The organism is Streptomyces sp. NPDC048481 (assembly GCF_043200075.1).
Classification (GTDB): Bacteria; Actinomycetota; Actinomycetes; order Streptomycetales; family Streptomycetaceae; genus Streptomyces.
Map to the genome: position 1 here is coordinate 317920 of NZ_JBICXC010000001.1, position 22838 is coordinate 340757.

Annotated in this window: 19 protein-coding genes; 12 read left to right on the forward strand and 7 right to left on the reverse strand. The window is 73.3% G+C overall.

What is annotated here, in order from left to right; translation table 11 throughout:
- Positions 1-81: 81 nt before the first annotated feature.
- Complete coding sequence (locus ACGFSH_RS01330) at positions 82-999, reverse strand: sugar phosphate isomerase/epimerase family protein (protein ID WP_393343765.1); 918 nt, start codon at positions 997-999, stop codon at positions 82-84.
- Positions 1000-1176: 177 nt separating this feature from the next.
- Between ACGFSH_RS01330 and iolC the strand changes: the two genes are divergently transcribed.
- Genes iolC through mmsA form a run of 5 tightly spaced genes read left to right on the forward strand, consistent with a single transcriptional unit; the run spans position 1177 to position 7279 of the window.
- Positions 1177-2145: a 5-dehydro-2-deoxygluconokinase gene (gene iolC, locus ACGFSH_RS01335; protein ID WP_393343767.1), complete on the forward strand. Its 969-nt coding sequence runs from the start codon at positions 1177-1179 to the stop codon at positions 2143-2145.
- Positions 2142-3035 carry a deoxyribose-phosphate aldolase gene (locus ACGFSH_RS01340; protein ID WP_393343769.1) on the forward strand — a complete coding sequence of 298 codons (894 nt, stop codon included), beginning with the start codon at positions 2142-2144 and terminating at the stop codon, positions 3033-3035. The genes iolC and ACGFSH_RS01340 overlap by 4 nt, the downstream gene beginning before the upstream one ends.
- 7 nt (positions 3036-3042) lie before the next feature.
- A complete protein-coding gene (iolB, locus tag ACGFSH_RS01345; protein ID WP_393343771.1) occupies positions 3043-3888 on the forward strand; it encodes a 5-deoxy-glucuronate isomerase in 846 nt (281 codons plus the stop codon).
- Positions 3885-5762, forward strand: coding sequence for a 3D-(3,5/4)-trihydroxycyclohexane-1,2-dione acylhydrolase (decyclizing) (gene iolD, locus ACGFSH_RS01350; protein ID WP_393343773.1), 1878 nt, complete (start codon positions 3885-3887; stop codon positions 5760-5762). Before iolB ends, iolD begins: the two co-directional genes overlap by 4 nt.
- A 14-nt stretch (positions 5763-5776) precedes the next feature.
- The gene (gene mmsA, locus ACGFSH_RS01355) at positions 5777-7279 is read left to right on the forward strand and encodes a CoA-acylating methylmalonate-semialdehyde dehydrogenase (protein ID WP_393343776.1); all 1503 of its coding nucleotides are present in this window, start codon (positions 5777-5779) and stop codon (positions 7277-7279) included.
- Between the two features lie 75 nt (positions 7280-7354).
- Here the strand turns inward: mmsA and ACGFSH_RS01360 are convergent, their stop codons facing one another.
- Complete coding sequence (locus ACGFSH_RS01360) at positions 7355-8191, reverse strand: hypothetical protein (protein WP_393343778.1); 837 nt, start codon at positions 8189-8191, stop codon at positions 7355-7357.
- A 332-nt stretch (positions 8192-8523) separates the two neighbouring features.
- Here ACGFSH_RS01360 and ACGFSH_RS01365 point away from each other — a divergent pair, with 332 nt between their 5' ends.
- The 4 genes from ACGFSH_RS01365 (at position 8524) to ACGFSH_RS01380 (ending at position 15591) form a co-directional block, all read left to right on the forward strand.
- Positions 8524-9921 (forward strand): APC family permease, encoded by a 1398-nt coding sequence (locus ACGFSH_RS01365; protein ID WP_393343780.1) that lies wholly within the window; start codon positions 8524-8526, stop codon positions 9919-9921.
- 119 nt (positions 9922-10040) lie between these two features.
- On the forward strand, positions 10041-12698 hold the full coding sequence (locus ACGFSH_RS01370) for an alpha/beta fold hydrolase (RefSeq protein WP_393343782.1): 2658 nt from the start codon (positions 10041-10043) through the stop codon (positions 12696-12698).
- The gene (locus ACGFSH_RS01375; protein WP_393343784.1) at positions 12695-13549 is read left to right on the forward strand and encodes an ABC transporter permease; all 855 of its coding nucleotides are present in this window, start codon (positions 12695-12697) and stop codon (positions 13547-13549) included. Before ACGFSH_RS01370 ends, ACGFSH_RS01375 begins: the two co-directional genes overlap by 4 nt.
- 122 nt (positions 13550-13671) lie before the next feature.
- Positions 13672-15591 (forward strand): AMP-dependent synthetase/ligase, encoded by a 1920-nt coding sequence (locus ACGFSH_RS01380; RefSeq protein ID WP_393343786.1) that lies wholly within the window; start codon positions 13672-13674, stop codon positions 15589-15591.
- 76 nt (positions 15592-15667) lie between these two features.
- On the opposite strand, the gene ACGFSH_RS01385 is transcribed toward ACGFSH_RS01380, so the two are convergent.
- The 3 genes from ACGFSH_RS01385 to ACGFSH_RS01395 all read right to left on the reverse strand — a co-directional run bounded on the left by ACGFSH_RS01385 (position 15668) and on the right by ACGFSH_RS01395 (position 17749).
- On the reverse strand, positions 15668-16075 hold the full coding sequence (locus ACGFSH_RS01385) for a rodlin (protein WP_393343788.1): 408 nt from the start codon (positions 16073-16075) through the stop codon (positions 15668-15670).
- Between the two features lie 127 nt (positions 16076-16202).
- Entirely contained in the window at positions 16203-17234 is a 1032-nt protein-coding gene (locus ACGFSH_RS01390) for an LCP family protein (RefSeq protein WP_393343790.1), read from the reverse strand.
- Positions 17235-17338: 104 nt separating this feature from the next.
- Positions 17339-17749: a rodlin gene (locus ACGFSH_RS01395; protein ID WP_393343792.1), complete on the reverse strand. Its 411-nt coding sequence runs from the start codon at positions 17747-17749 to the stop codon at positions 17339-17341.
- Between the two features lie 229 nt (positions 17750-17978).
- Here ACGFSH_RS01395 and ACGFSH_RS01400 point away from each other — a divergent pair, with 229 nt between their 5' ends.
- The 3 genes from ACGFSH_RS01400 to ACGFSH_RS01410 all read left to right on the forward strand — a co-directional run bounded on the left by ACGFSH_RS01400 (position 17979) and on the right by ACGFSH_RS01410 (position 20182).
- Complete coding sequence (locus ACGFSH_RS01400) at positions 17979-18392, forward strand: rodlin (RefSeq protein ID WP_393343794.1); 414 nt, start codon at positions 17979-17981, stop codon at positions 18390-18392.
- A 324-nt stretch (positions 18393-18716) separates the two neighbouring features.
- On the forward strand, positions 18717-18944 hold the full coding sequence (locus tag ACGFSH_RS01405; protein ID WP_393343796.1) for a chaplin: 228 nt from the start codon (positions 18717-18719) through the stop codon (positions 18942-18944).
- A 131-nt stretch (positions 18945-19075) separates the two neighbouring features.
- A complete protein-coding gene (locus ACGFSH_RS01410; protein WP_393345444.1) occupies positions 19076-20182 on the forward strand; it encodes a chaplin family protein in 1107 nt (368 codons plus the stop codon).
- Positions 20183-20234: 52 nt separating this feature from the next.
- Here ACGFSH_RS01410 and ACGFSH_RS01415 read toward each other — a convergent pair whose 3' ends face one another.
- Together ACGFSH_RS01415 and ACGFSH_RS01420 are read right to left on the reverse strand one after the other, a co-directional pair.
- Positions 20235-21479: an FAD-dependent oxidoreductase gene (locus ACGFSH_RS01415; RefSeq protein ID WP_393345446.1), complete on the reverse strand. Its 1245-nt coding sequence runs from the start codon at positions 21477-21479 to the stop codon at positions 20235-20237.
- Positions 21479-22810, reverse strand: a complete 1332-nt coding sequence (locus ACGFSH_RS01420) for an ATP-grasp domain-containing protein (RefSeq protein WP_393343798.1) — start codon at positions 22808-22810, stop codon at positions 21479-21481. The genes ACGFSH_RS01415 and ACGFSH_RS01420 overlap by 1 nt, the downstream gene beginning before the upstream one ends.
- Positions 22811-22838 lie beyond the last annotated feature (28 nt).

Sequence of the window (22838 nt, forward strand, 5' to 3'; positions counted from 1 at the left end):
GGCGACGCCCGGGGCGCGGCCGTCCCGCGGGGCACGTGGGGCCCGCCGGGCCCGCGGGACCGGTGCTGCCGGGCGGTCGCCCTACGCCCCGCAGGACCGCAGGAACGCCCGGGTGCGCTGCGCGATGGGGAGCGGGGTGTCCGGTGCGCACGGGTACATGTCCTGCTCGACGATCGCGAACAGGTCCACGTCGAGTTTCTGCGCGGCCTCCAGGACCGGTCCCAGCGCGGGTACCCCGGTGGGGGGCTCGCACATCACGCCCTGGGCCACGGCCGGCCCGAACGGCGTCCCCTTCGCCCGCACGTCCGCCAGGATCCGCGGGTCGACCTGCTTGAGGTGCAGGTAGCCGATGCGCTCCCCGTACGTCTCGATCAGCTTGACGCTGTCTCCGCCGCAGTACGCGTAGTGCCCCGTGTCCAGGCACAGCGAGACCAGAGCGGAGTCGGTGCCGTCCAGGAAGCGGGCGACGTTCTCCTCGCTGTCGATGTGGGTGTCGGCGTGCGGGTGGACGACGATCTGCAAGCCGTACCGCTCCCGCACCTCCTTGCCCAGCCGCTCGGTCAGCGAGGTCAGGTTGCGCCACTGCTCGGGGGTCAGGGTGTCCGGTTCCAGGACGTCGCCGGTCTTGTCGTCCCGCCAGAACGACGGGATCACGACGAGGTGGCGCGCCCCCATCGCCTGGGCGAGCGCCGCGTTGTCCGCGACGTGGGCCCAGGTCTTCTCCCACACGGCCTCGCCGTGGTGCAGGCCGGTGAAGACCGTGCCCGCCGACACCTTCAGCCCGCGCCTGGCCGTCTCCTCGGCGAGGACCGCGGGATCGGTCGGCAGGTACCCGTAGGGGCCCAGCTCGATCCACTCGTAGCCGGACTGCGCGACCTCGTCCAGGAAGCGCTGCCAGGGGACCTGGGCGGGATCGTCCGGGAACCAGACGCCCCAGCTGTCGGGGGCCGATCCGATCCGGATGCGGGAAAGTGAGGATTCGGGAGGCAACGACGTCATGGCGGTCAGCGTGAAGTCTCGCCCCAGGGGTGTCAAGGGCTGGTCCGAATGTCTGGACAAAACATTGACAGGGTCCGGCGTGCGGGGCTAGAAAGCCGTGAGAGCCGATACGGGACGTGCGCCGCGGACGTGCCGTGGGCCTCTTTCCGGGGCCGAGCCGACTGTGAAGGGAACTCGATGGCGTACGACCTGATCACCATGGGGCGGATCGGAGTGGACCTCTATCCGCTGCAGACGGGTGTCCCCCTCCCGCAGGTCACGTCCTTCGGGAAGTTCCTGGGCGGGTCGGCGACCAACGTGGCCGTCGCCGCGGCCCGTCTCGGCCGGGAGACGGCGGTGATCTCCCGCACCGGCGACGACCCCTTCGGCGCGTATGTGCACGAGGCGCTGCGCGGCTTCGGCGTGGACGACCGCTGGGTCACGGCCGTGCCCGGACTGCCGACGCCGGTCACCTTCTGCGAGATCTTCCCGCCGGACGACTTCCCGCTGTACTTCTACCGGCAGCCCAAGGCGCCGGACCTGGAGATCGACGCCCACGAGCTCGACCTCGACGCCGTCCGCGAGGCCCGGGTCTTCTGGGTCACCGGCACCGGCCTGAGCGAGGAGCCGAGCCGCACGGCGACCCTCGCCGCCCTCGCCCACCGGGCCAAGGCCGGCATCACGGTCTTCGACCTCGACTGGCGGCCGATGTTCTGGAAGGACCCGGCCGGGGGCGACCCGGCCGGGACCGCCCGCCCGTTCTACGCCGAGGCCCTCAAGCACGCCACGGTCGCGGTCGGCAACCTCGACGAGGTGGAGGTCGCCACCGGGCTGCGCGAGCCGCGGGCCGCGGCGCAGGCGCTGCTGGACGCCGGAGTCGAACTCGCCGTGGTGAAGCAGGGCCCCGAGGGCGTCCTCGCCGTCAGCCGCGCGGGCGAGTCGGCCCAGGTGCCGCCGCTGCCGGTCGAGGTCCTCAACGGCCTCGGCGCCGGGGACGCGTTCGGCGGCTCCCTCTGCCACGGCCTGCTCGCCGGCTGGGACCTGGAGAAGACCATGCGCCACGCCAACGCGGCCGGCGCCATCGTCGCCTCCCGTCTGGAGTGCTCATCCGCGATGCCCACGCCGGACGAAGTGGAAGCCGCGATCGAGGCGGGGGCCGTCCTGTGACGAACGTCGACGTCAGCGAACTCGTCCGGCTGCGCACGCGGCACCCCGAGGCGATCGCCGAGGCGGCCGCCCGCCGTCCGCGCCGCCCGCTGCTGGGCGACTCCGGCCGGCTGATGATCGTCGCCGCCGACCATCCGGCCCGCGGCGCGCTCGGCGTCGGCGGGGCCAAGCTGGCCATGGCCAACCGCGCCGACCTGCTCGAACGGCTCTGCCTCGCGCTGTCGCGGCCGGGAGTCGACGGCGTCCTCGCGACCGCCGACATCCTCGACGACCTGCTGCTGCTCGGGGCCCTCGACGGCAAGGTCGTCATGGGCTCGATGAACCGCGGCGGCCTCCAGGGCGCCGTCTTCGAGCTGGACGACCGCTTCACCGGCCACCGCGCCCAGGACATCGAGCGGCTCCACTTCGACGCGGGCAAGCTGCTGCTGCGCGTCGACTACGACGACCCCGGCTCCCTCACCACCCTGGAGACCACCGCCCGCGCCGTCGACGACATGGCCGCCCGCAGACTCCCCCTCTTCGTCGAGCCGTTCATCAGCCGGCGCGGCCCCGACGGCAGACTGCGCAACGATCTGTCCGCCGAGGCCGTCACCCGGTCGATCGCCATCGCCTCCGGCCTCGGCGGCACCTCCGCCTACACCTGGCTGAAGGTGCCGGTCACCGACAACCCCGACGACATGGCCGAGGTCATGCAGACCTCGACCCTGCCCGCCGTCCTGCTGGGCGGCGAGGTCGGCGGCACCGCCGAGGAACAGGACGTCGCGTACGAGAAGTGGCGCGGGGCGCTGCAACTGCCCACCGTCCAGGGCCTGGTGGTCGGCCGTTCGCTGCTCTACCCGCCGGACGGGGACGTCGCCGCCGCCGTGGACATCGCCGTAGGACTCCTGTGAGGGCCGCATGACGCACCGAGAGCCGCACCCCGACCCGCACGTCCCCGACCTCCACCTCCCGCACGGCACGACCGCCGGCGACCGCTACACGCTCGACATCGACCCCCAACGGGCCGGCTGGGACTACTGCAGCCTGCGCGTCGTCGAGCTGGAGCCGGGCGCGGCCCACACCTTCACCACCGGTGACAGCGAGTGGATCGTCCTTCCGCTGGCAGGCGGATGTACCGTGCGCACTGACGAAAACGAGTTCCAACTCCTGGGCAGGGAAACGGTGTTCGCGTCGGTCTCCGACTTCGCGTACGTTCCCCGCGACGCCCGGGTCCAGATCGCCTCCGGCGCGGGAGGCCGCTTCGCCCTGGCAGGAGCGAAGTGCGAGCGACGACTCCCCGCCCGCTACGGCCCCGCGCCGGAGGTCCCCGTCGAAGAACGCGGCAGCGGCGCCCAGTCGCGCCACGTGCGCAACTTCGCGTCCGCCGACGCCTTCGACTGCGACCGGCTCATCGCCGTCGAGGTGATCACCCCCGGCGGCAACTGGTCCTCGTACCCGCCGCACAAGCACGACGAGCACCGGCCCGGCGAGGAGGCCGAGCTCGAGGAGATCTACTACTTCGAGATCGACGGCCCGCACGGGTTCGGCTACCAGCGCGTGTCGCCCTCCCGCGAGGGCGGCTCCGACGTCCTCGCCGAGGTCCGCACCGGCGACGCCGTCCTCGTCCCCGACGGCTGGCACGGCCCGTCGATCGCCCAGCCCGGCCACGCCATGTACTACCTCAACGTCATGGCCGGCCCGGGCGAGACCCGCGAGTGGCGGATCTGCTTCCACCCGGCCCACGCAGAAGGGGGTTACCGATGACCACGAGGCTCACCGTGGCCCAGGCGCTGGTGCGCTTCCTGGCCGCGCAGCACACCGAGCGCGACGGCGTACGGCAGCGGCTGATCGGCGCGACCTGGGGCATCTTCGGCCACGGCAACGTGGCCGGCCTCGGCCAGGCGCTGGTCGAGTACGGCGACGAGATGCCCTTCCACCAGGGACGCAACGAGCAGTCCATGGTGCACGCGGCCGTCGGCTACGCCCGCCAGTCGAACCGCCTGTCCACCCACGCGGTGACGACGTCCATCGGCCCCGGCGCGACCAACCTGGTCACCGGCGCCGCCCTCGCCACCGTCAACCACATCCCGGTGCTGCTGCTGCCCGGCGACATCTTCGCGACCCGGGTCGCCGACCCGGTGCTCCAGCAGCTCGAAGTCCCCTACGCGGGAGACGTGTCCGTCAACGACTGTCTGCGGCCGGTGTCGCGGTACTTCGACCGCGTCACCCGCCCCGAGGCCCTGATCCCGGCGGCGCTCCAGGCGATGCGGGTGCTCACCGACCCGGTGGAGACGGGTGCGGTCACCCTCGCGCTGCCCCAGGACGTCCAGGCCGAGGCCCACGACTGGCCCGACGAGTTCTTCGCCGAGCGCACCTGGACGGTCCGCCGGCCCGGCGCCGACCCGGCCGAACTCGCCGAGGCCGTCCGGGCGGTCCGCGCGGCCCGCCGCCCGCTGATCGTGGCCGGCGGCGGGGTCCACCACAGCCGGGCCGAGGAGGCCCTCGCCGAGTTCGCCGAGGCCACCGGCATCCCCGTCGCCTCCACCCAGGCCGGAAAGGGCTCGCTGCGCCACGACCACCCCCAGGACGTGGGCGGCGTCGGCCACACCGGCACCGCGACCGCCGACGAACTGGCCCGCACCGCCGACCTGGTCATCGGCGTCGGCACCCGCTACACCGACTTCACCACCGCCTCCCACACCCTGTTCCAGGGTGACGGCGTCCGCTTCCTCAACGTCAACATCGCTTCCTTCGACGGCCACAAGCTCGCCGGCCTCCCGCTGGTCGCGGACGCCCGCAGCGCACTGGAGGCGCTGACCGGGGCGCTGCGCACGCACGGACACCGGGTCGCCGACGCCTACGTCACCGAGTACGGCGAGGACAAGGAGCGCTGGGAGCAGCGCGTCGACGCCTGCTACGAGGCCGACGAGCCCGACGTGCGCCCCACCCAGGCGCAGGTGCTCGGCGCGCTCGACGCCCTCGCCGACGAGTCGGACGTGATCATCAACGCGGCCGGCTCGCTCCCCGGCGACCTGCACAAGCTGTGGCGGGCGCGCTCGCGGGACCAGTACCACCTGGAGTACGGCTACTCCTGCATGGGGTACGAGATCCCGGCCGCCATCGGTGTGAAGCTGGCCGCGCCGGAGCGCAACGTGTGGGCGCTGGTCGGCGACGGCACGTACCTCATGATGCCCACGGAGATCGTGACGGCCGTGCAGGAGGGGATCGCGATCAAGATCCTGCTCGTGCAGAACCACGGCTACGCGTCGATCGGCGGCCTGTCGGAGTCGGTGGGCGGCGAGCGGTTCGGCACGGCCTACCGCTACACCGCGGACGACGGCACGTTCACCGGGGCCCCGCTGCCCGTCGACCTGGCCGCCAACGTGGCCAGCCTCGGCATGCGCGTGCTGCGCGCGAAGACCGTCCGCGACCTGCGCGAGGCCCTCGCCGAGGCGCGCCGCGCCGACACTCCCACATGTGTCTACGTCGAGACCGAAACGGCCGACACTGTGTCGGGCCCGCCGCCGGCGCAGGCCTGGTGGGATGTACCTGTGGCCGAGACCGCGACCCGAGCGTCCGCGGTGAAGGCACGTGAGCTGTACGAACGGCACGTCTCCACCCGTCGCCGCCATCTGTGAAGGAGCACTCGGTCATGACGAAGATCGTCAACCACTGGATCGGCGGCAAGACCGTCGAAGGCGCTTCGGGTTCGTACGGGCCGGTCACCGACCCGGCGACCGGCGCCGTCACCACGAAGGTCGCGTTCGCCTCGGTGGACGAGGTCGACGCCGCGGTCGCGGCCGCGAAGGACGCCTACGCCACCTGGGGCACGTCCTCGCTGGCCAAGCGCAGCACGATCCTGTTCGCGTTCCGCGCGCTGCTGGACGCGAACCGGGACGCGATCGCCGAGCTGATCACCGCCGAGCACGGCAAGGTGCACAGCGACGCGCTCGGCGAGGTCGCGCGCGGCCTGGAGATCGTGGACCTGGCCTGCGGGATCACCGTGCAGCTCAAGGGCGAGCTGTCCACCGAGGTGGCCAGCCGGGTGGACGTCGCGTCGATCCGCCAGCCGCTCGGCGTCGTCGCGGGCATCACGCCGTTCAACTTCCCGGCGATGGTCCCGATGTGGATGTTCCCCATCGCGATCGCCTGCGGCAACACGTTCGTGCTGAAGCCGTCCGAGAAGGACCCGTCGGCCTCGCTGAAGATCGCCGAGCTGCTGTCCGAGGCCGGCCTCCCGGACGGCGTGTTCAACGTCGTGCAGGGCGACAAGGTGGCCGTGGACCGGCTCCTGGAGCACCCGGACGTCAAGGCCGTGTCCTTCGTCGGCTCGACGCCGATCGCCCGGTACATCCACACCACCGCCTCCGCGAACGGCAAGCGCGTCCAGGCGCTGGGCGGCGCGAAGAACCACATGCTGGTCCTGCCCGACGCGGACCTGGACGCGGCCGCCGACGCCGCCGTCTCCGCCGCGTACGGCTCGGCGGGCGAGCGGTGCATGGCGATCTCCGCGGTCGTCGCCGTCGGCGCGATCGGCGACGAGCTGGTGCAGAAGATCCGCGAGCGCGCCGAGAAGATCAAGATCGGTCCCGGCAACGACCCGACGAGCGAGATGGGCCCGCTCATCACGGCCGTCCACCGCGACAAGGTGGCGTCGTACGTGACGGGCGCGGCGGCCGAGGGCGCCGAGGTCGTCCTCGACGGCACCGGCTACACCGTCGACGGCTTCGAGGACGGCCACTGGATCGGCATCTCCCTCCTCGACAAGGTGCCGACCACCGCGAAGGCCTACCAGGACGAGATCTTCGGCCCGGTGCTGACCGTGCTGCGCGTCGACACCTACGACGAGGGCATCGCGCTCATCAACGCCTCGCCGTTCGGCAACGGCACCGCGATCTTCACCCGGGACGGCGGCGCGGCCCGCCGCTTCCAGCTGGAGGTCGAGGCCGGCATGGTCGGCGTGAACGTGCCGATCCCGGTTCCCGTCGGCTACCACAGCTTCGGCGGCTGGAAGGACTCGCTCTTCGGCGACCACCACATCTACGGCAACGACGGCACGCACTTCTACACCCGCGGCAAGGTCGTCACCACCCGCTGGCCCGACCCCGCGGACGGCCCCGGCGGAGTCGACCTGGGCTTCCCCCGCAACCACTGAGCCCGCGACGCGCACGACGCCCCGTCCCCGTCCGGGGGCGGGGCGTCGCCGTGGGCGGGCCGAGGCCCGCGTCCGTCAGCCGGCGGTGGTGCCGGCGGCCTTGACCGCCTCGGTGAGGTCGCCGGTCTGCGCGGCGGGCGGCGCCTCGACCGGAGCCGTCCGGCCGAACTTCTCGAAGTCCATGGTGACCTTCATGGAGCCGATCTCCTGGATCATCCGGACCGGCAGGTCCTCGGGGCCGACCCACACCTCCATGGTGATCGAGGTGGCGCCGCCGGTGAGCGAGCCGAAGAGGTTGTCCTTGTCGCCGTAGGCCTTCTTGAACTTGCCCATCCCGGCCTGGTCGACGACGGCCCGGTAGTGCGTGGTCGCCTTGCCGTCGATCTTCTCCGAACCGAGGTTCTCGACGTCGTCGGCGTACTTCAGGCTCTTCATGGAGGCCGACGGGCTGCCGTTGTCGCCGCTGAGCGCCTGCGCGCCCTGCTTGCCGAAGACGGCCGAGCCGTCGATCTTCATCCACTCCTTGCCCTTGAGCGGACCGGAGGCCTGCGGGTCGACGTCGTAGTAGTACGCGCCGTCCACGAAGAGCATGCGCATCTTCGGGGCGTCCTGGAGCTGCTGCATCTTCGCGGCAGCGGTGTCCATCAGGACGTCGAACGCGTAGCCGTCGCCCCAGGAGTAGGTGCCGTCCATGGTCACGGGAGCGCCCGCGCCGATGGAGGTGGTCATCTTCACCTCCGCCGAGCCGAGCTGCTCGGTGCGGTCGGTAGCCCGGCCGAGCGCCGCCATGATCGCGTCCGTGGCGTTCACCGCCTTGGCCGCCCCCTCGGCGGCCTGGCCGCCGCACCCGGTCGTCGTGATCAGAGCCGCGGCCGTGACCGCCGTCCAGGCCCCCGCGTACTTCGCCTTCATGAGTCCCCACCCCTGTGCATGATCTGTGATCCCCGAACCCTATCGGGACACACTGACACGTCCGCATGCCGAACGTCGTCCCACTTTTTTGCCGCCCGACGTGCGGTTCCCGTACGCGCGACGGGGCGGAAGGAGCACGTCGAAAATGCCGTATCCGCGATCCAGGGGTCGTCGGGACGACGGATTCCGTAGGTGAACACCTATTGACGCGGCGGTTTCCGTCGGGATTCCATGCAGCCGCCGGGAGCGGACGGAACGACGTACGACCGAGCCGCCGGAGGCGATAGCGCTCCCGCCCCTCACCCGCCGCACGAGTCGATCGGAACCGCCGCATGACCGACACGCTCCGCCCTGTCGAGACCGCCCTCCCTCAGGCGTCCGACAGCCCCCAGACGCTCAAGCGCTCCATCGGAGTCGTCGGCGGCACGCTTCTGACCCTCTCCTGCGTCACCCCCGCCTCCACCCTGTTCGTCGTCGTCCCGGACCTTTTCGGCTCCCTCGGCACCGCGACCGCGCTCACCATCGCGATCGGCTCGCTGCTCTGCGTCGCCGTGGCGTTCTGCTACGCGGAGCTGGGCACCCTCATCCCCAGCGCGGGCGGCGAGTACGCCATGGTGTCCACGCTGGCCGGACGGCTCGCCGGCTGGCTGGTCTTCGTCCTCTCCCTGCTCGTCGTGATGATCGTCCCGCCGGTCATCGCCATGGGCACGGCCGACTACCTCGCCCCCCTCGTCCACCTGGACCCCGCCCTCGCGGGCGCCGGCGTCATGCTCCTCGCCACCCTCGCCGGGCTCCTCGACCTGCGCGCCAACGCCTGGATCACCGGCGTCTTCCTGGTCCTGGAGGTCATCGCGGCCGCCGTCGTCGCCGTGCTGGGCTTCGCCCACGGCCACCGCGGCGCGGGCAGCCTGGTCTCGATGCAGGTGGCCGGCGCGCACGGCCGCACCGACACGGTGACCGCCATGCTGGTCGTCTCCGGCCTGGCCATCGCCCTCTTCGTCACCCAGGGCTTCTCGACCGCCGTCTACCTCTCCGAGGAGCTGGAGCACCCGCGCCGCAACGTCGCCCGCACCGTCCTGGCCACCCTCGCCATCTCCACGGTGATCATCCTGGTCCCGGTCGTCGCCATCACCTTCGGCGCCTCCGACCTCTCCCAGCTCACCGGCGGCGACATCGGCTCCATGGTCACCGCCTGGTCCAACTCGGCCGTCGGCGCCTTCGTCAGCCTCTGCGTGGCGCTCGCGATCATCAACGCCGGCATCGTCATGGTCATCCAGAACTCCCGGGTCCTGTTCGCCTCCGCCCGCGACAAGGCCTGGCCGCAGCCCGTCAACGACGTCTTCTCCAAGCTCGGCCGCTTCGGCTCCCCCTGGGTGGCCACCCTGGCCGTCGGCATCCCCGGCGCGCTGCTCTGCTTCGTGAACCTGGACACCCTCTACGGCGTCACCGGCGTCTCGGTGACCGGGATGTACCTGCTGGTCGCCGTCGCCGCGCTGCTCTCCCGCCGCGGCCACCACCGGCACACCGCCGCCTGGCGCATGCCCCTGTGGCCGGTCCTGCCCGTCCTGCTGATCGCCGTCCTCGGCTACGTCCTCATCCAGCAGGAGACGAGCTACCTGCTGTGGACCGGCGGCATCACCGCCGCCGCCACCCTCTACTGGGCCCTCTACCTCCGCCCGCGCCGCGCGACCCGCTGGCTGGTGTCCCTCCCCGAGGACGCGCGCTCCTGACCTCCGCGGGCATACCGCGTCCGTGGTACACGGGGACCGCGGTGTACGCCGCCGGGAGGGCGGCGGATTCGGCCCACGGTCGCCCTCTCCCCACCGGGCCGACCCCGTACGGTTGAAGCATGGATCTTCGACTGCCCGGTCTGCGAGGACCACGGCGGCCCCGACGGCCACGACGGATCGTCTCCGCCGTGGCCGCCGTCGTCGTACTCGCCGGCGCCGGTACCTGGACGGTCGTCGCCGCCGGCGACGACACACCCGCCGTGCACGGCGCCGACCGGGTCATGACGGTGGACGGCGTACGCCTGGACACCTCCTACTTCACCTCCGGCGGCCCCGGCCGGCGCCCCGCCGTGCTCCTCGCGCACGGTTTCGGAGGCAGCAAGGACGACGTCAGGCCGCAGGCCGAGAAGCTCGCCCGCGACGGGTACGCGGTGCTGACCTGGTCGGCGCGCGGCTTCGGCAGGTCCACCGGAAAGATCGGCCTGAACGACCCGAAGGGCGAGGTCGCCGACGTCTCCCGGCTGATCGACTGGCTCGCGAAACGGCCCGAGGTGCAGCTCGACAAGCCCGGCGACCCGCGCGTGGGCGTCGCCGGCGCCTCCTACGGCGGCGCGGTCTCCCTGCTGGCCGCCGGGTACGACCACCGCGTCGACGCCATCGCCCCCTCGATCACCTACTGGAACCTCGCGGACGCCCTGTTCCCCGACGGCGTGTTCAAGAAGCTGTGGGCCGGGGTCTTCTTCAACACCGGCGGCGGGGCCGCCCGCTTCACCCCCGCACTGGCGGCGATGTACGCGCGCGTCGCCGAGTCCGGCGCCCCGGACGCCGCCGCCCGCCGGCTCCTCGGAGCGCGCTCGCCGTCCGCCGTCGCCGGCCGCATCAAGGTCCCCACCCTCCTGCTTCAGGGGCAGACCGACTCCCTCTTCACCCTCGCCCAGGCCGACGCGGCCGAGAAGGCGATCCGCGCGAACGGTGCGCCCGTGGACGTCGACTGGATCGCCGGCGGCCACGACGGCGGCGACATGGAGGCCGGCCGCGTCCAGGCCCGGGTCAACGCCTGGTTCGACCGCTACCTCAAGGGCGAGCGGTCCGCCGGCACCGGCCCCGCCTTCCGCGTCACCCGCACCGGAGGCGTCGACTCCACCGACGGCGCCGCACAACTGCGGGGCGCGAGCGCGGACCGCTACCCCGGCCTGAGCGACCACGAGCGCTCCTTCACGCTCACCGGCCGCCGCGAGGAGCAGTCCTTCGCCAACCCGCCCGGCGCCACCCCGCCCGCCGTCTCCGCCCTGCCCGGCCTCGGCGGCGGCGGCCTCGCCCGGCTCTCCTCCCTCGGCGTCGGCCTCTCCCTCGACTTCCCCGGCCAGTACGCCGCCTTCGACTCCGCCCCGGTCACCGGCGACCTGCGGATCACCGGCTCCCCGACGGTCACCGTCCACGTGAGGTCGACGTCCGGCACCGCCGTCCTCTTCGCCAAGGTCTACGACGTCGGCGGCGGCCGGGGCGCGCAGGTGCTGCCCTCCCAGCTCGTCAGCCCGGTCCGCGTCGAAGACGCCGGCAAGGGCAGGGACGTGACGATCACTCTCCCGGCGATCGACCACAAGGTCGAGGAGGGCCACCGGCTGCGCCTGGTCCTCGCCTCCACCGACCTCGGCTACGCCTCCCCGACCGCCCCGGCGACGTACACCGTCTCCGTGAAGAGCGACCTGTTGGTCCCCACCGCGCCGGCCGTGACCACGGCCGCCGCCCCGCTGCCGTCCTGGGTGTGGTGGCTCCCCCTCACCGGCGCGGCGCTCGCCCTCGCCCTGCTCCTGTCCGCCCGCCGCCGCACCGCGGGCCCCGCCCCCGACCCCGCACTCGCCGACGTCCCCCTCCAGATCACCGGCCTGAGCAAGAAGTACGCGAGCGGCGACCGCTACAGCGTGCGCGACCTGTCCTTCCGCGTCGAGCAGGGGCAGGTCCTCGGACTCCTCGGCCCGAACGGCGCCGGCAAGACGACGACCCTGCGCATGCTGATGGGTCTGATCACGCCCGACGGCGGCGAGGTCCGCGTCTTCGGCCACGCGATCCGCCCGGGCGCGCCGGTCCTGTCCCGCGTCGGCTCCTTCGTCGAGGGCGCCGGCTTCCTGCCGCACCTGACCGGCAGGGAGAACCTGGAGCTGTACTGGCGGGCCACCGGCCGCCCCGCCGGGGACGCCCACCTCGACGAGGCCCTGGAGATCGCCGGCCTCGGCGACGCCCTGGCCCGCGCGGTGCGCACCTACTCCCAGGGCATGCGCCAGCGCCTGGCCATCGCCCAGGCCATGCTCGGCCTGCCGGACCTGCTCATCCTCGACGAGCCCACCAACGGCCTCGACCCGCCGCAGATCCGCGAGATGCGCGAGGTGATGATCCGCTACGCGGCGGCCGGCCGCACGGTCATCGTCTCCAGCCACCTGCTGTCCGAGGTCGAGCAGTCCTGCACGCACCTCGTGGTGATGGACCGCGGGAAGCTCGTCCAGGCGGGCCCGGTCGCCGAGATCACCGGCTCCGGGGACACCCTCCTCGTCGGCACGGCCGCCCCCGTGGACGAGCCGGTCGTCGAGAAGATCGCCGCGCTGCCCGGGGTGGCCTCCGCGCTGCGCGCCGACGACGGCCTGCTGGTCCGCCTGGACGCCGACGGCAGCGCCCGCCGCCTGATCGCCGACCTCGTCCGGCTCGACGTGCCGGTGACCTCGGTCGGCCCGCACCGCCGCCTGGAGGACGCCTTCCTCACCCTGATCGGAGGTCCCGCATGAGCACCCTCACCGAGGTCGCCCCCGGTTACCAGGCGTCCCGCACCCTGCCGCTGCGCGTCGAGCTGGTCCGCCAGCTCAAGCGCCGCCGCACGCTGGTCATGGGCGGCGTCCTCGCCGTCCTGCCGTTCGTGCTGCTCGTCGCCTTCGCCATCGGCGGTGAGCCCGGCGGCCGCAACGGCCAGGTGACCCTGATGGACACGGCGACGGCGTCCGGCGCCAACTTCGCCGCCGTCAACCTGTTCGTCTCCGCAGGCTTCCTGCTCGTCATCCCGGTCGCCCTGTTCTGCGGGGACACGGTCGCCTCGGAGGCGGGCTGGTCCTCCCTGCGCTACCTCCTCGCCGCGCCGGTGCCCCGGGCCCGCCTCCTGTGGTCCAAGCTCGTCGTGGGCCTCGGCCTCAGCCTGGCCGCGATGGTCCTGCTGCCGGTCGTCGCCCTCGCCGTCGGCTCCGCGGCCTACGGCTGGGGCCCGCTCGAACTGCCCACCGGCGGCGCGCTCGCCCCGGGCGCCGCAGCCCAGCGGCTGGTGGTCGTCGTCGGCTACGTCTTCGTCTCCCAACTGGTCACCGCGGGACTGGCGTTCTGGCTGTCGACCAGGACGGACGCCCCGCTCGGCGCGGTCGGCGGCGCGGTCGGCCTGACCATCGTCGGCAACGTGCTGGACGCCGTCACCGCCCTCGGCGACTGGCGCGACTTCCTGCCCGCGCACTGGCAGTTCGCCTGGGCCGACGCGGTCCAGCCCACCCCCGAGTGGTCCGGCATGATCCAGGGCGCCGCCGTCTCCGTGACCTACGCCCTCGTCCTGTTCGCCCTCGCCTTCCGCGGCTTCGCCCGCAAGGACGTGGTGTCCTGACGCGGCCCCGCCCGGCCCGGCGGCGCCACGCCAGGCCCGCGCGGCCTCTGGCGCACGACCTTACTTCTCAGTAAGTTACCGCCCGTCACACGCCAGCCGCGCCGCGACCGGGAGGGCCGCCCATGGGTGTCCGCAGGGATCTGAAACGGGCCGGACGGCGCCCCGACCTGGCCTCCCGCACCACGATCGACCTCGTCAGGGACGACACCGGCGCGGTGCGCGAGGCCCGCACCGCGCCCCTGGCGCCGCCGCTCGCCTCGGGCAGCGTCGCCGACCTCCCCTTCACCAACGCGGCCGAGGCCCCGGAGGCCGTCGTCCTGCGCCGCAGTGAGGCCGGCGTCTGGCGACCGGTCACCGCGCGCGCCTTCGCCGCCGAGGTCACCGCCGTCGCCAAGGGCCTGATCGCCGCCGGCGTCCAGCAGGGCGGCCGCGTCGCGGTCATGTCCCGTACCCGCTACGAGTGGACGGTCCTCGACTTCGCCGTCTGGGCGGCCGGCGGCCTGGTCGTCCCCGTCTACGCCACCTCCTCGGCCGACCAGATCGACTGGATCGTCCGCGACTCGGGCGCGACCCTGCTCGTCGCCGAGACAGCGGACAACGCCGTCACGGCGACGACCGGCACCGCGCACCACCCCCGTCCCCCGCGCATCCTGCGACTCGACGAGGACGCCCTGGCCGAACTCACCGCACTCGGCGCCCGCGTCCCCGACGAGGAGGTGACCGGACGCCGGGCCGCCCTCACCCCCGACGCCGTGGCCACCGTCTGCTACACCTCCGGCACCACCGGCCGCCCCAAGGGCTGCGTCCTCACCCACGCCAACCTGCACGCCGAGGCCGCCAACACCCTCGAACTGCTGCACCCCGTCTTCCAGGAGGTCACCGGCCGGACCGCTTCCACCCTCCTCTTCCTCCCCCTCGCCCACATCATGGGCCGCACCCTCCAGATCGCCTGCCTGGCGGCCCGCATCGAGACCGGCCACTTCCCGAGCCTCAAGCCCGCCGAACTGCGCCCGGCGCTCAAGGAGTTCCGGCCCACCTTCCTGGTCGGCGTGCCCTACCTCTTCGAGCGCATCCACGACGCCGGACGCGCCACCGCCGAGAAGATCGGCCGCGGCGCCTCCTTCGACCGCGCCGAACGCGTCGCCGTGCGCTTCGCCGAGGCGTACCTGAACCGGTTCACGGGCCGCGGAAAGGGCCCCGGCCCCGGCCTCTACGCCGCCTGGGCGCTGTACGACCTGCTGGTCTACCGGCGCATCCGCAACGAGCTGGGCGGGCGCATGCGCTACGCGATCAGCGGCGGCTCCCCCCTCGACCGCACCCTCAGCCTCTTCTTCCACGCCGCCGGGATCGTCGTCTACGAGGGGTACGGCCTCACCGAGACCAGCGCCGCCGCCACCCTCGTCCCGCCCCTGCGGCCCCGCCCCGGCACCGTCGGCCGGCCCGTCCCCGGCACCGCCGTCCGCATCGCCGCCGACGGCGAGGTGCTGATCAAGGGCGACGTCGTCTTCGCCGGCTACTGGAACGACCCGGCGGCCACCGCCGAGGTTCTCGCCGACGGCTGGTTCGCCACCGGCGACCTCGGCGCGCTCGACGACGACGGCTACCTCACCATCACCGGCCGCAAGAAGGACATCCTCGTCACCTCCGGCGGCAAGAACGTCTCCCCGTCCGTCCTGGAGGACCGGCTGCGCAGCCGCGCCCCGGTCGGCCAGTGCCTCGTCGTCGGCGACGGCCGCCCCTTCGTCGCCGCCCTCGTCACGCTCGACCCCGACGCCCTCGCCCACTGGCTGACCGTGCGGGGCCTGCCCGCCGACACCCCGCTCGCCGGACTGACCGACGATCCCCGTCTGCGCGCCGACGTCCAGCGGGCCGTCGACCACGCCAACGAGGCCGTCTCGCGCGCCGAGTCGATCCGCGCCTTCGCCGTGGTCGACGGCGAGTTCAGCGAGGCCGAGGGCCTGCTCACCCCGTCCCTGAAGGTGAAGCGCCAGGCGGTGGCGCAACGGTACGCCCGGGAGATCGAGGACCTCTACCGGAGGTGACGGGACCGCGCGGCACGCGAAACGGCGGGCCACCGGAGAACCGGTGACCCGCCGTCGCGGAACGTCGGGGTGTGGCTCAGCCGTTGCCGGCGCCGTTGCCCGCGAGGACCGAGATGTCGTCCAGGATGTGCGACAGCGGCTCGTCGCCCTTGGCCTGGGTGCTGTTCTCGACGCACTGCTGGTTCTGCGGCGCGGACAGGATCGGGATGTCCTGGACGCCGACGTTGAGGAGCGCGACGAGCGACTGCACGTTCGCCTTCACCGGCAGACCGACGCACGGCTTGTTCAGCGACCCCTGGACCAGCGAGAGCTGCGGGCTCATGTCGCCGAAGGTGGCCGAGTTGCCGAACTCCGACGAGGCGCCGTTGCCGCTGGCCGACGTGGTGCCGCTGTCGTCGCCGATGGCCAGCGCCTGCGGGGCGCTGACGGCCGCGAGGCCGGCGACCGAGGCGGCGAGAGCCGCGGATGCCCACAGCTTCTTCATGTTCGTTCCCTTCGAAAGGCGGACTCCGGGGGAGGAGCTGCGTGATCGACAACGCCCGCAACCCGCCCGGGGTTGCGTGCTGTGCCCCGATCGGCCCAGCGCACCGGGCGCGGCGGGCGCACGCCCCTCACGTGCACGCGTACGCGCTCCCGCGCACCGGCGTCGTGCTGCCGAGCACGGTCGGGGGATCGGCGGGCCGCGGGTCGTCGCTGTCGGAGACCAGGGGCTGGTCCCTGCGCACCTTCGCGAAGAGCTCGTCCGCCCTGTGCTCGTCCCAGGTCAGCGCCGCGCCGATGCCCAGGGACGCCGGTGCGAACCCGCTGATCGGCACCGTGGTGAACTCCGTGGCCGAGGCGGGCAGACTGCGCAGCGCGACCGCCTCCTGGACGAGTTCGTTGACGGAGAAGCCCTGCGGACCGGACCCGAGCAGCGTGCGCACCAGGTGCAGCGCCCGCACCGGGTCGCCGAGCAGCCCGCGCAGCTGCAACCCCCGCCACGCCTGCACCAGGAACCGCTGCTGGCGCTGGATGCGGCCGAGGTCGGCGCTGGAGTCGACGTGCCGTGACCGGACGTACTGCAGGGACCGGCCGCCGTCGAGCCGGTGCTTTCCGGGCTCGAGGTCCAGTGCGGTCGCGGAGTCGTGAAGCCGTCGGGGCGTGCACACCTCGACGCCGCCGGCCTCGTTCACCGTGTCCATGAAGCGCCGGAAGTCGACCTGCACGAACCGGTCGACGTTCACCCCGGTCATCGACTCCACGGTCGCCACGGCGAGCTCCGGGCCGCCCTCCTGGAAGGCCGCGTTGAGCTTCGCCGGATGCGGCGGGCGCTCCTTGGCGTCCGGCCCCTCGCGGTAGGGCGGGATCTGCGCGGCGGAGTCGCGGGGCATGCCGATCACGCTGACGCGGTCCCGGTGGGCCGACAGGTGGACCAGCATCAGGACGTCCGTGCAGCCGCAGGGCTGGCCGCCGGCATGGAACTGCTGCTTCTCGGCTTCGCTGATGGTGTCCCGTTCGTCGGTTCCCATCAGCAGGATGTTCATCGCGCGCGGGGCGTGTTCCTCGCCGGGCGGCCCGGAGGCGCCGAGCAGCGCCCCCGTGCAGGCGAGGACGATTCCGGGAATCGCCAGGCGGCGGGGCCAAGGGTTTCTCTTCACCGTCACGCGCCGCACGCTAGAACAGCGGGCCGCCGATGATCCGGCGGCCCGCTGTCCGGGCGGAGAATCCACCCCGGGGCTCAGGAAAAGAACCCGTTCACCACGTCGGCTCAGTGGTTGGCGGCACCGTTGCCCGAGAGGGCGGAGATGTCGTCCAGGATGTGCGACAGCGGCTCGTCGCCCTTGGCCTGGGTGCTGTTCTCGACGCACTGCTGGTTCTGCGGCGCCGACAGGATCGGGATGTCCTGCACGCCGACGTTGACGAGCGCGAGGATCGACTGCACGTTGGCCTTCGCCGGCAGGCCGATGCAGGGCTTGTTGAGGGAGCCCTGGATGAGCGCCATCTGCGGGCTCATGTTGCCGAAGGTGGCCGAGTTGCCGAACGACTGGCTCGCGCCGTTGCCGCTGGCCGAGGTCGTCCCGCTGTCGTTGCCGATGGCGAGGGCCGGGGCCGCTGCGACGGCGGAGGCGCCGACGACGGAGGCGGCGACCGCAGCGGTGGCCAGTACCTTCTTGATCACTTGTAAGTCCCTTTCGTGAAAACCCCGTCCACCGGAGCGCTCTGGTTAACCCACGATCCGTGTTTTGGTTCTCTGGCTTCACTCCGATGGCCCATCGGCGGGAACAGGGCCGGGCGTGTCGGCGAAACCGATCGGGTGACGAGCCGCAACCAAACCCGCGGCTTCCGGTTGGTTCGGTGGCAGGCACATGGTCCTGGCCCGGAGCCAGGACAGGGAAAGGAATAGCGAAATGCTGAAGAAGGCAATGGCCGCGGCTGCGGTCGCCGCTTCCGTCATCGGAGTGTCGGCGGCTGCCGCCCCCCAGGCGCTTGCCATCGGGGACGACGCGGGCACCACCTCCGCCAGCGGCAACGGGGCGCACGAGGCGTTCGGCAACTCGGTGACCAAGGGCGACATGAGCCCGCAGGCGACCCTGGTCCAGGGCACCGCCAACAAGCTCTGCGTGGGCCTGCCGGTCAAGGCCGACGTGCAGTCGCTCGTCGCGGTCCTCGCGAACATCGGCGTCCAGGACATCCCCGTCCTGTCCGCCCCGCAGAACCAGCAGTGCGCCGAGAACAGCACCCAGGCCAAGGGCGACGAGCCGCTGTCGCACATCCTGGACGACATCTCCGCCCTCTCGGGCAACGGCGTGGCCAACGGCTGACGTCCACCGGCGCCGCCCGCCGCACGGTCCGTCCCTCATCCGGCGGCCGTGCGGCGGACGTGTTTTCGCACCCCGATTCCGGCCGGTTCCACGGGAGTTGTGCGGGAGTCTTCCCGCCGTCCGGGTGAACCGTTTCCTCGCTTATGCGCCCGACCTGCCGATCATATGAATGCATTCGAGTGAATTCCCGCGCAGCGCGTGTTCCCGGGTTTCTTCGCCCGTCTATCTGTCGTTTGCAGCCTGCGAGTCATGGTGCGAGCCCTTCCGGTTGCGCTCGCTCGGTTTCGACCGTCATCTGGGCATGACCGCAGAGAAGGGAAACTCATGAAGAAGAGCGCTGCTGTTGTCGCGGGTCTGGTCCTGGCCCTGGGCGGGGCCGCCCCCGCCTTCGCCGACGCCGGAGCCAACGGTGCGGCCGTCGGCTCGCCGGGCGTCCTGTCGGGCAACGTCGTCCAGGTTCCGATCCACATCCCGGTCAACGTGTGCGGCAACACGATCAACGTGATCGCGCTGCTGAACCCGGCCGCGGGCAACACCTGCGTCAACGACTGACGACGCGTCACGCCGGCTGCTGACGGCCGGTCCTAGGCCGGTCCTGGACGACTCCGCGTGGTCCAGGGCCGGCCTTCCCACTTCTCCGAGCAGGAAGACAACGGAAATTGCGACAGACCCTGAGCAGGGGAATGGTCGCGGCAGCCGCCGCGACGAGCATTCTGTCCCTGTGCGGGGGCGGGTACGCCCTCGCCGACTCGCAGGCCGAGGGGGCCGCCAAGCAAGCGCCCGGAGTCCTCTCGGGCAACCACGGCCAGGCGCCGGCGCACGCCCCGGTGAACGCCTGCGGCGACACGGTCGACGCCGTCGCGGCGCTCGCCCCCGCGTTCGGCGCCGACTGCGCCGGCGCCTCGGCCGCCCACCGGCGCAGCGCCCGCACCGCACCCGCCGACGACTCCGGTTACGGCGACTCCGGGTACGGGGACTCCGACGACGGCGGCTCCGGTTACGGCGACTCCGGGTACGGGGACTCCGACGGCGGCTCCGGTTACGGCGACTCCGGGTACGGGGACCACGGCGACGGGAACAACGGGCCGGGGGAGGACTGCGGAGGCTACGGCGACACGTGCGGCGGCGGGGGCCACGGCACGCCCCCGGGCGGCGGCCACAGCAGCCCGCCCGGTGGCGGTCACTCGTCTCCTCCGGGAGGTGGGCACAGCAGTCCGCCCGGTGGCGGTCACTCGTCTCCGCCTGGTGGCGGGCACAGCAGTCCGCCCGGTGGCGGTCACTCGTCTCCGCCTGGTGGCGGGCACAGCAGTCCGCCCGGTGGCGGGCACTCGTCTCCGCCTGGTGGCGGGCACAGCAGCCCGCCCGGCGGTGGGCACTCGTCTCCTCCCGGTGGCGGGCACAGCAGCCCGCCCGGTGGCGGTCACTCGTCTCCGCCGGGAGGTGGGCACAGCAGTCCGCCGGGAGGCGGGCACTCGTCCCCGCCCGGTGGGGGTCACTCGTCCCCGCCCGGTGGGGGTCACTCGTCCCCGCCCGGGGGCGGGCACTCGACACCGCCCCCGCATGGGGGTCACAGCTCGCCTCCGTCCGGGGGCGGGCACAGCACACCGCCCGGGGGCGGGCACACCACGCCTCCGTACGGCGGTGGCGGTGGCGGCGGGCACGACCGGCCGCAGCTGCCGCACACCGGAAGCGACAGCGCGGCGCTGCTGGCCGCCTCCGGGGTGAGCGCCGCGCTCATCGCGGGCGGCGCCGTCCTGTACCGGCGGGGCAAGGGCGCCTCGCGGCGCTGAACGCCGAGGGTGCCGGACGCTTCCGCGTCCGGCACCCTCGCGCCGTCCCGCCTCAGCCCCGTACGGCCTGCGCCGCCCCGCGCCGGCCCGGCGCCGGGATCGCCGCGCCCGGCAGCCCGGTGCGCAGCCTGCGCCGCACTCCGCGCACGAGGGTCCCCGCCGTGAACGTCGCGCCGTGGACGAAGCGCATCGCCGGACCGAATCCGGCCGCCGTCACCAGCCCGGCCATGAACAGGCCGGGCTGGGACGACTCGAAGTCCCGGCCGACCTCGGGGGAGCCGTCGGCCACCACGGCCAGCGAGTCGCGCAGTTCGGGGGCGAGCAGGCCGAGCCGGTCGCGGGTCGCCCGGAAGCCGGTGGCCGCGATCACGTGCTCGGTCTCGACGCGGCCCGCGCCGGTCACCTCCAGCCGCACCCCGCCCGGCACCGCCCGCGCCGCCGTCACCTCCTGGCCGAGGAGCACCTCGACGGAGCGCTCCACGCGGTCGCGCACCCACCACGCCCCGGCCGGTCCGAGCGCCGTCGCCGCGATCCGCGCCCGGGTCTCCTCCGGCAGCCTGCGGTACAGGCCGGGGCGTTCGGCGTAGAACCAGTTGCGCCAGCCGCAGCCCAGGCCGCTGTGCGGCGAGCGGGCCGACCGCCACCACGGCCGTTCCCAGGGCGGCGGTACGTCGTTCCAGCCCAGCCGGCCGGCGCGGGCCAGGACCCGGACGCGGGTGCCCTGTTCGGCGAGGAGCGCGGCCGTCTCCAGGGCGGCCTGGCCGCCGCCGATCACGGTGACGTCCCGGCCGCGGAACCGTTCGAGATCGCCGTGGTGGCTGCTGTGCGTGACGAGGTCGCGGGGCAGGGCGCGCAGGGCGGCGGGGATCTCGGTGAACGGCAGCACGCCGACGGCGAGGGCCACCGTCCGGGCCCGCACCGTCTCGCCGTCCTCGGTGACCGCCTCGAAGAAGCCGGGCCGGGCGGCGATCCGGGTCACCGTGCGCTCGTCCACCTCGGGAACGGCGTTGCGGGCGAACCACAGCCCGTACCCGGCGAACATCTCCACCGGGATCGGCCGGCCGTGGCGTGCGGCCGTGCCGCGGGCCGCGCAGTACGCGTCGAGCCGCCAACGGCCCGCCGGGTCGGAGAGGTTGGAGGCCCACGGCTCGGACTTCAGGAACATCCCGGCCGGCATGTTGTCGCGCCAGGAGGCCATCGGCCGGCCGAAGACGCGCAGGCTCAGCCCCGCGTCCGCGGCGTGGGAGGCGATGGACAGGCCGTACGGGCCCGCGCCCACCACCAGCAGGTCGTCCATCAGCATCTGCTCGCCCTCTCGTCGTCGGTCGGTTCGGCCGGGGTCGCGTCCGGGGCGCCGGCCGCGCCCGGCAGGCCGGTCAGGGACGGCGCGGGCGGCGGCGACTGGCGCACCACGCGGGGCAGGTCGCCGCTCACGCGCGCCGCGCCCGGCCGGGGGAGCCGGTCCAGCAGCCGGCGGACGACGTGGGAGCCCCACAGGCCCCACATGGCGCGGCCGGGTGCGGTGTCGTCGTGGGCGTGCCAGGCCAGCTCGCGGTCGCGACGCGGGGTGCGCAGCGCGGCGAGCGGCGCGTAGTTCTCCACGATGAACGCCCGGCCGGGCCGCGGAGTGCGCGGCGGCAGCGGACGGTGGGTCAGGTCGAGGTGCTGGGCGCGGACGACGTCGAGGCCGGCGGCGTCGGCGAAGAGCCGGAACTGGGCGCCGGGGCGCGGGTTGAAGTCGAGCAGGTGGTAGGCGCCGGTGCTGCCGCAGCGGCGGAAGTCGAGGTCGAGGACGCCCCGGTAGCCGAGGCTGTCGGTGAGCCGTTCGGCCTGCGCCTCCACCTGCGGGTTGTCGGTCCACTCGCCCACCGCCGTCAGGCCCGCCCCGCGCGGCCAGGCGCACAGCTTGCGGCCGGGTCCGCCGGCGGCGAGCGTGCCGGAGCGGTCGGCGTAGCCGTGGAAGAACCAGTCGCGGTCCGGGCCCGGCGGCAGGAACGTCTGGAGCAGCAGTCTGCTGCCCGCCTCGTCGGTGCGCAGGTAGAGGTCGCGGGCCTCCTGGGTGGAGCGCACCACGACCGTGCTGCGCAGTCCCGAGCCCGCGGGCAGCAGCCAGGGGCGGCTCCACTTGGCGACCACCGGCAGTCCGAGGCGCCAGGCGGCGGAGGCGGCCTGGGAGGGGCTCTCGGGGATCAGGGTGACCGGGTGCGGCACGTCCGCCGCCGCGCACACTCCGGCCAGTTCGGCCTTGTCGGCGACCAGTGCGGGCACATGGCGCGGCTGCGGGGGGAGCAGGTAGGCGGGCGCCAGTTCGGCGCGCAGCCCGCTCACGGCGACGGCGCCCGCGTCGTCCATCGGGATCAGCACGGCGGGCCGTGCGACGCGGGCGGCGACCCGCAGCAGGGCGGCGGCGATGTCGGCGGGGCCGGCGCCGGGCGGCGGCGGGGGGTGCAGCCCGGTCACGAACCGGGAGGCGCGTACGGGGCTTCCCGTCGAGTCGGCGACGACGTGCACGTCGACTCCTGCCCGGCCGAGCGAGCGCACGGCGCCCAGCGTGCCGTGGTGGAAGGGATTGCGGTCGATCCGCAGGAGGACGGCGGGGACACGGGTGTCGAGGGGCGACTGGGGCATGTGGTCGTGGTCCTTCGGCTCGTTTCAC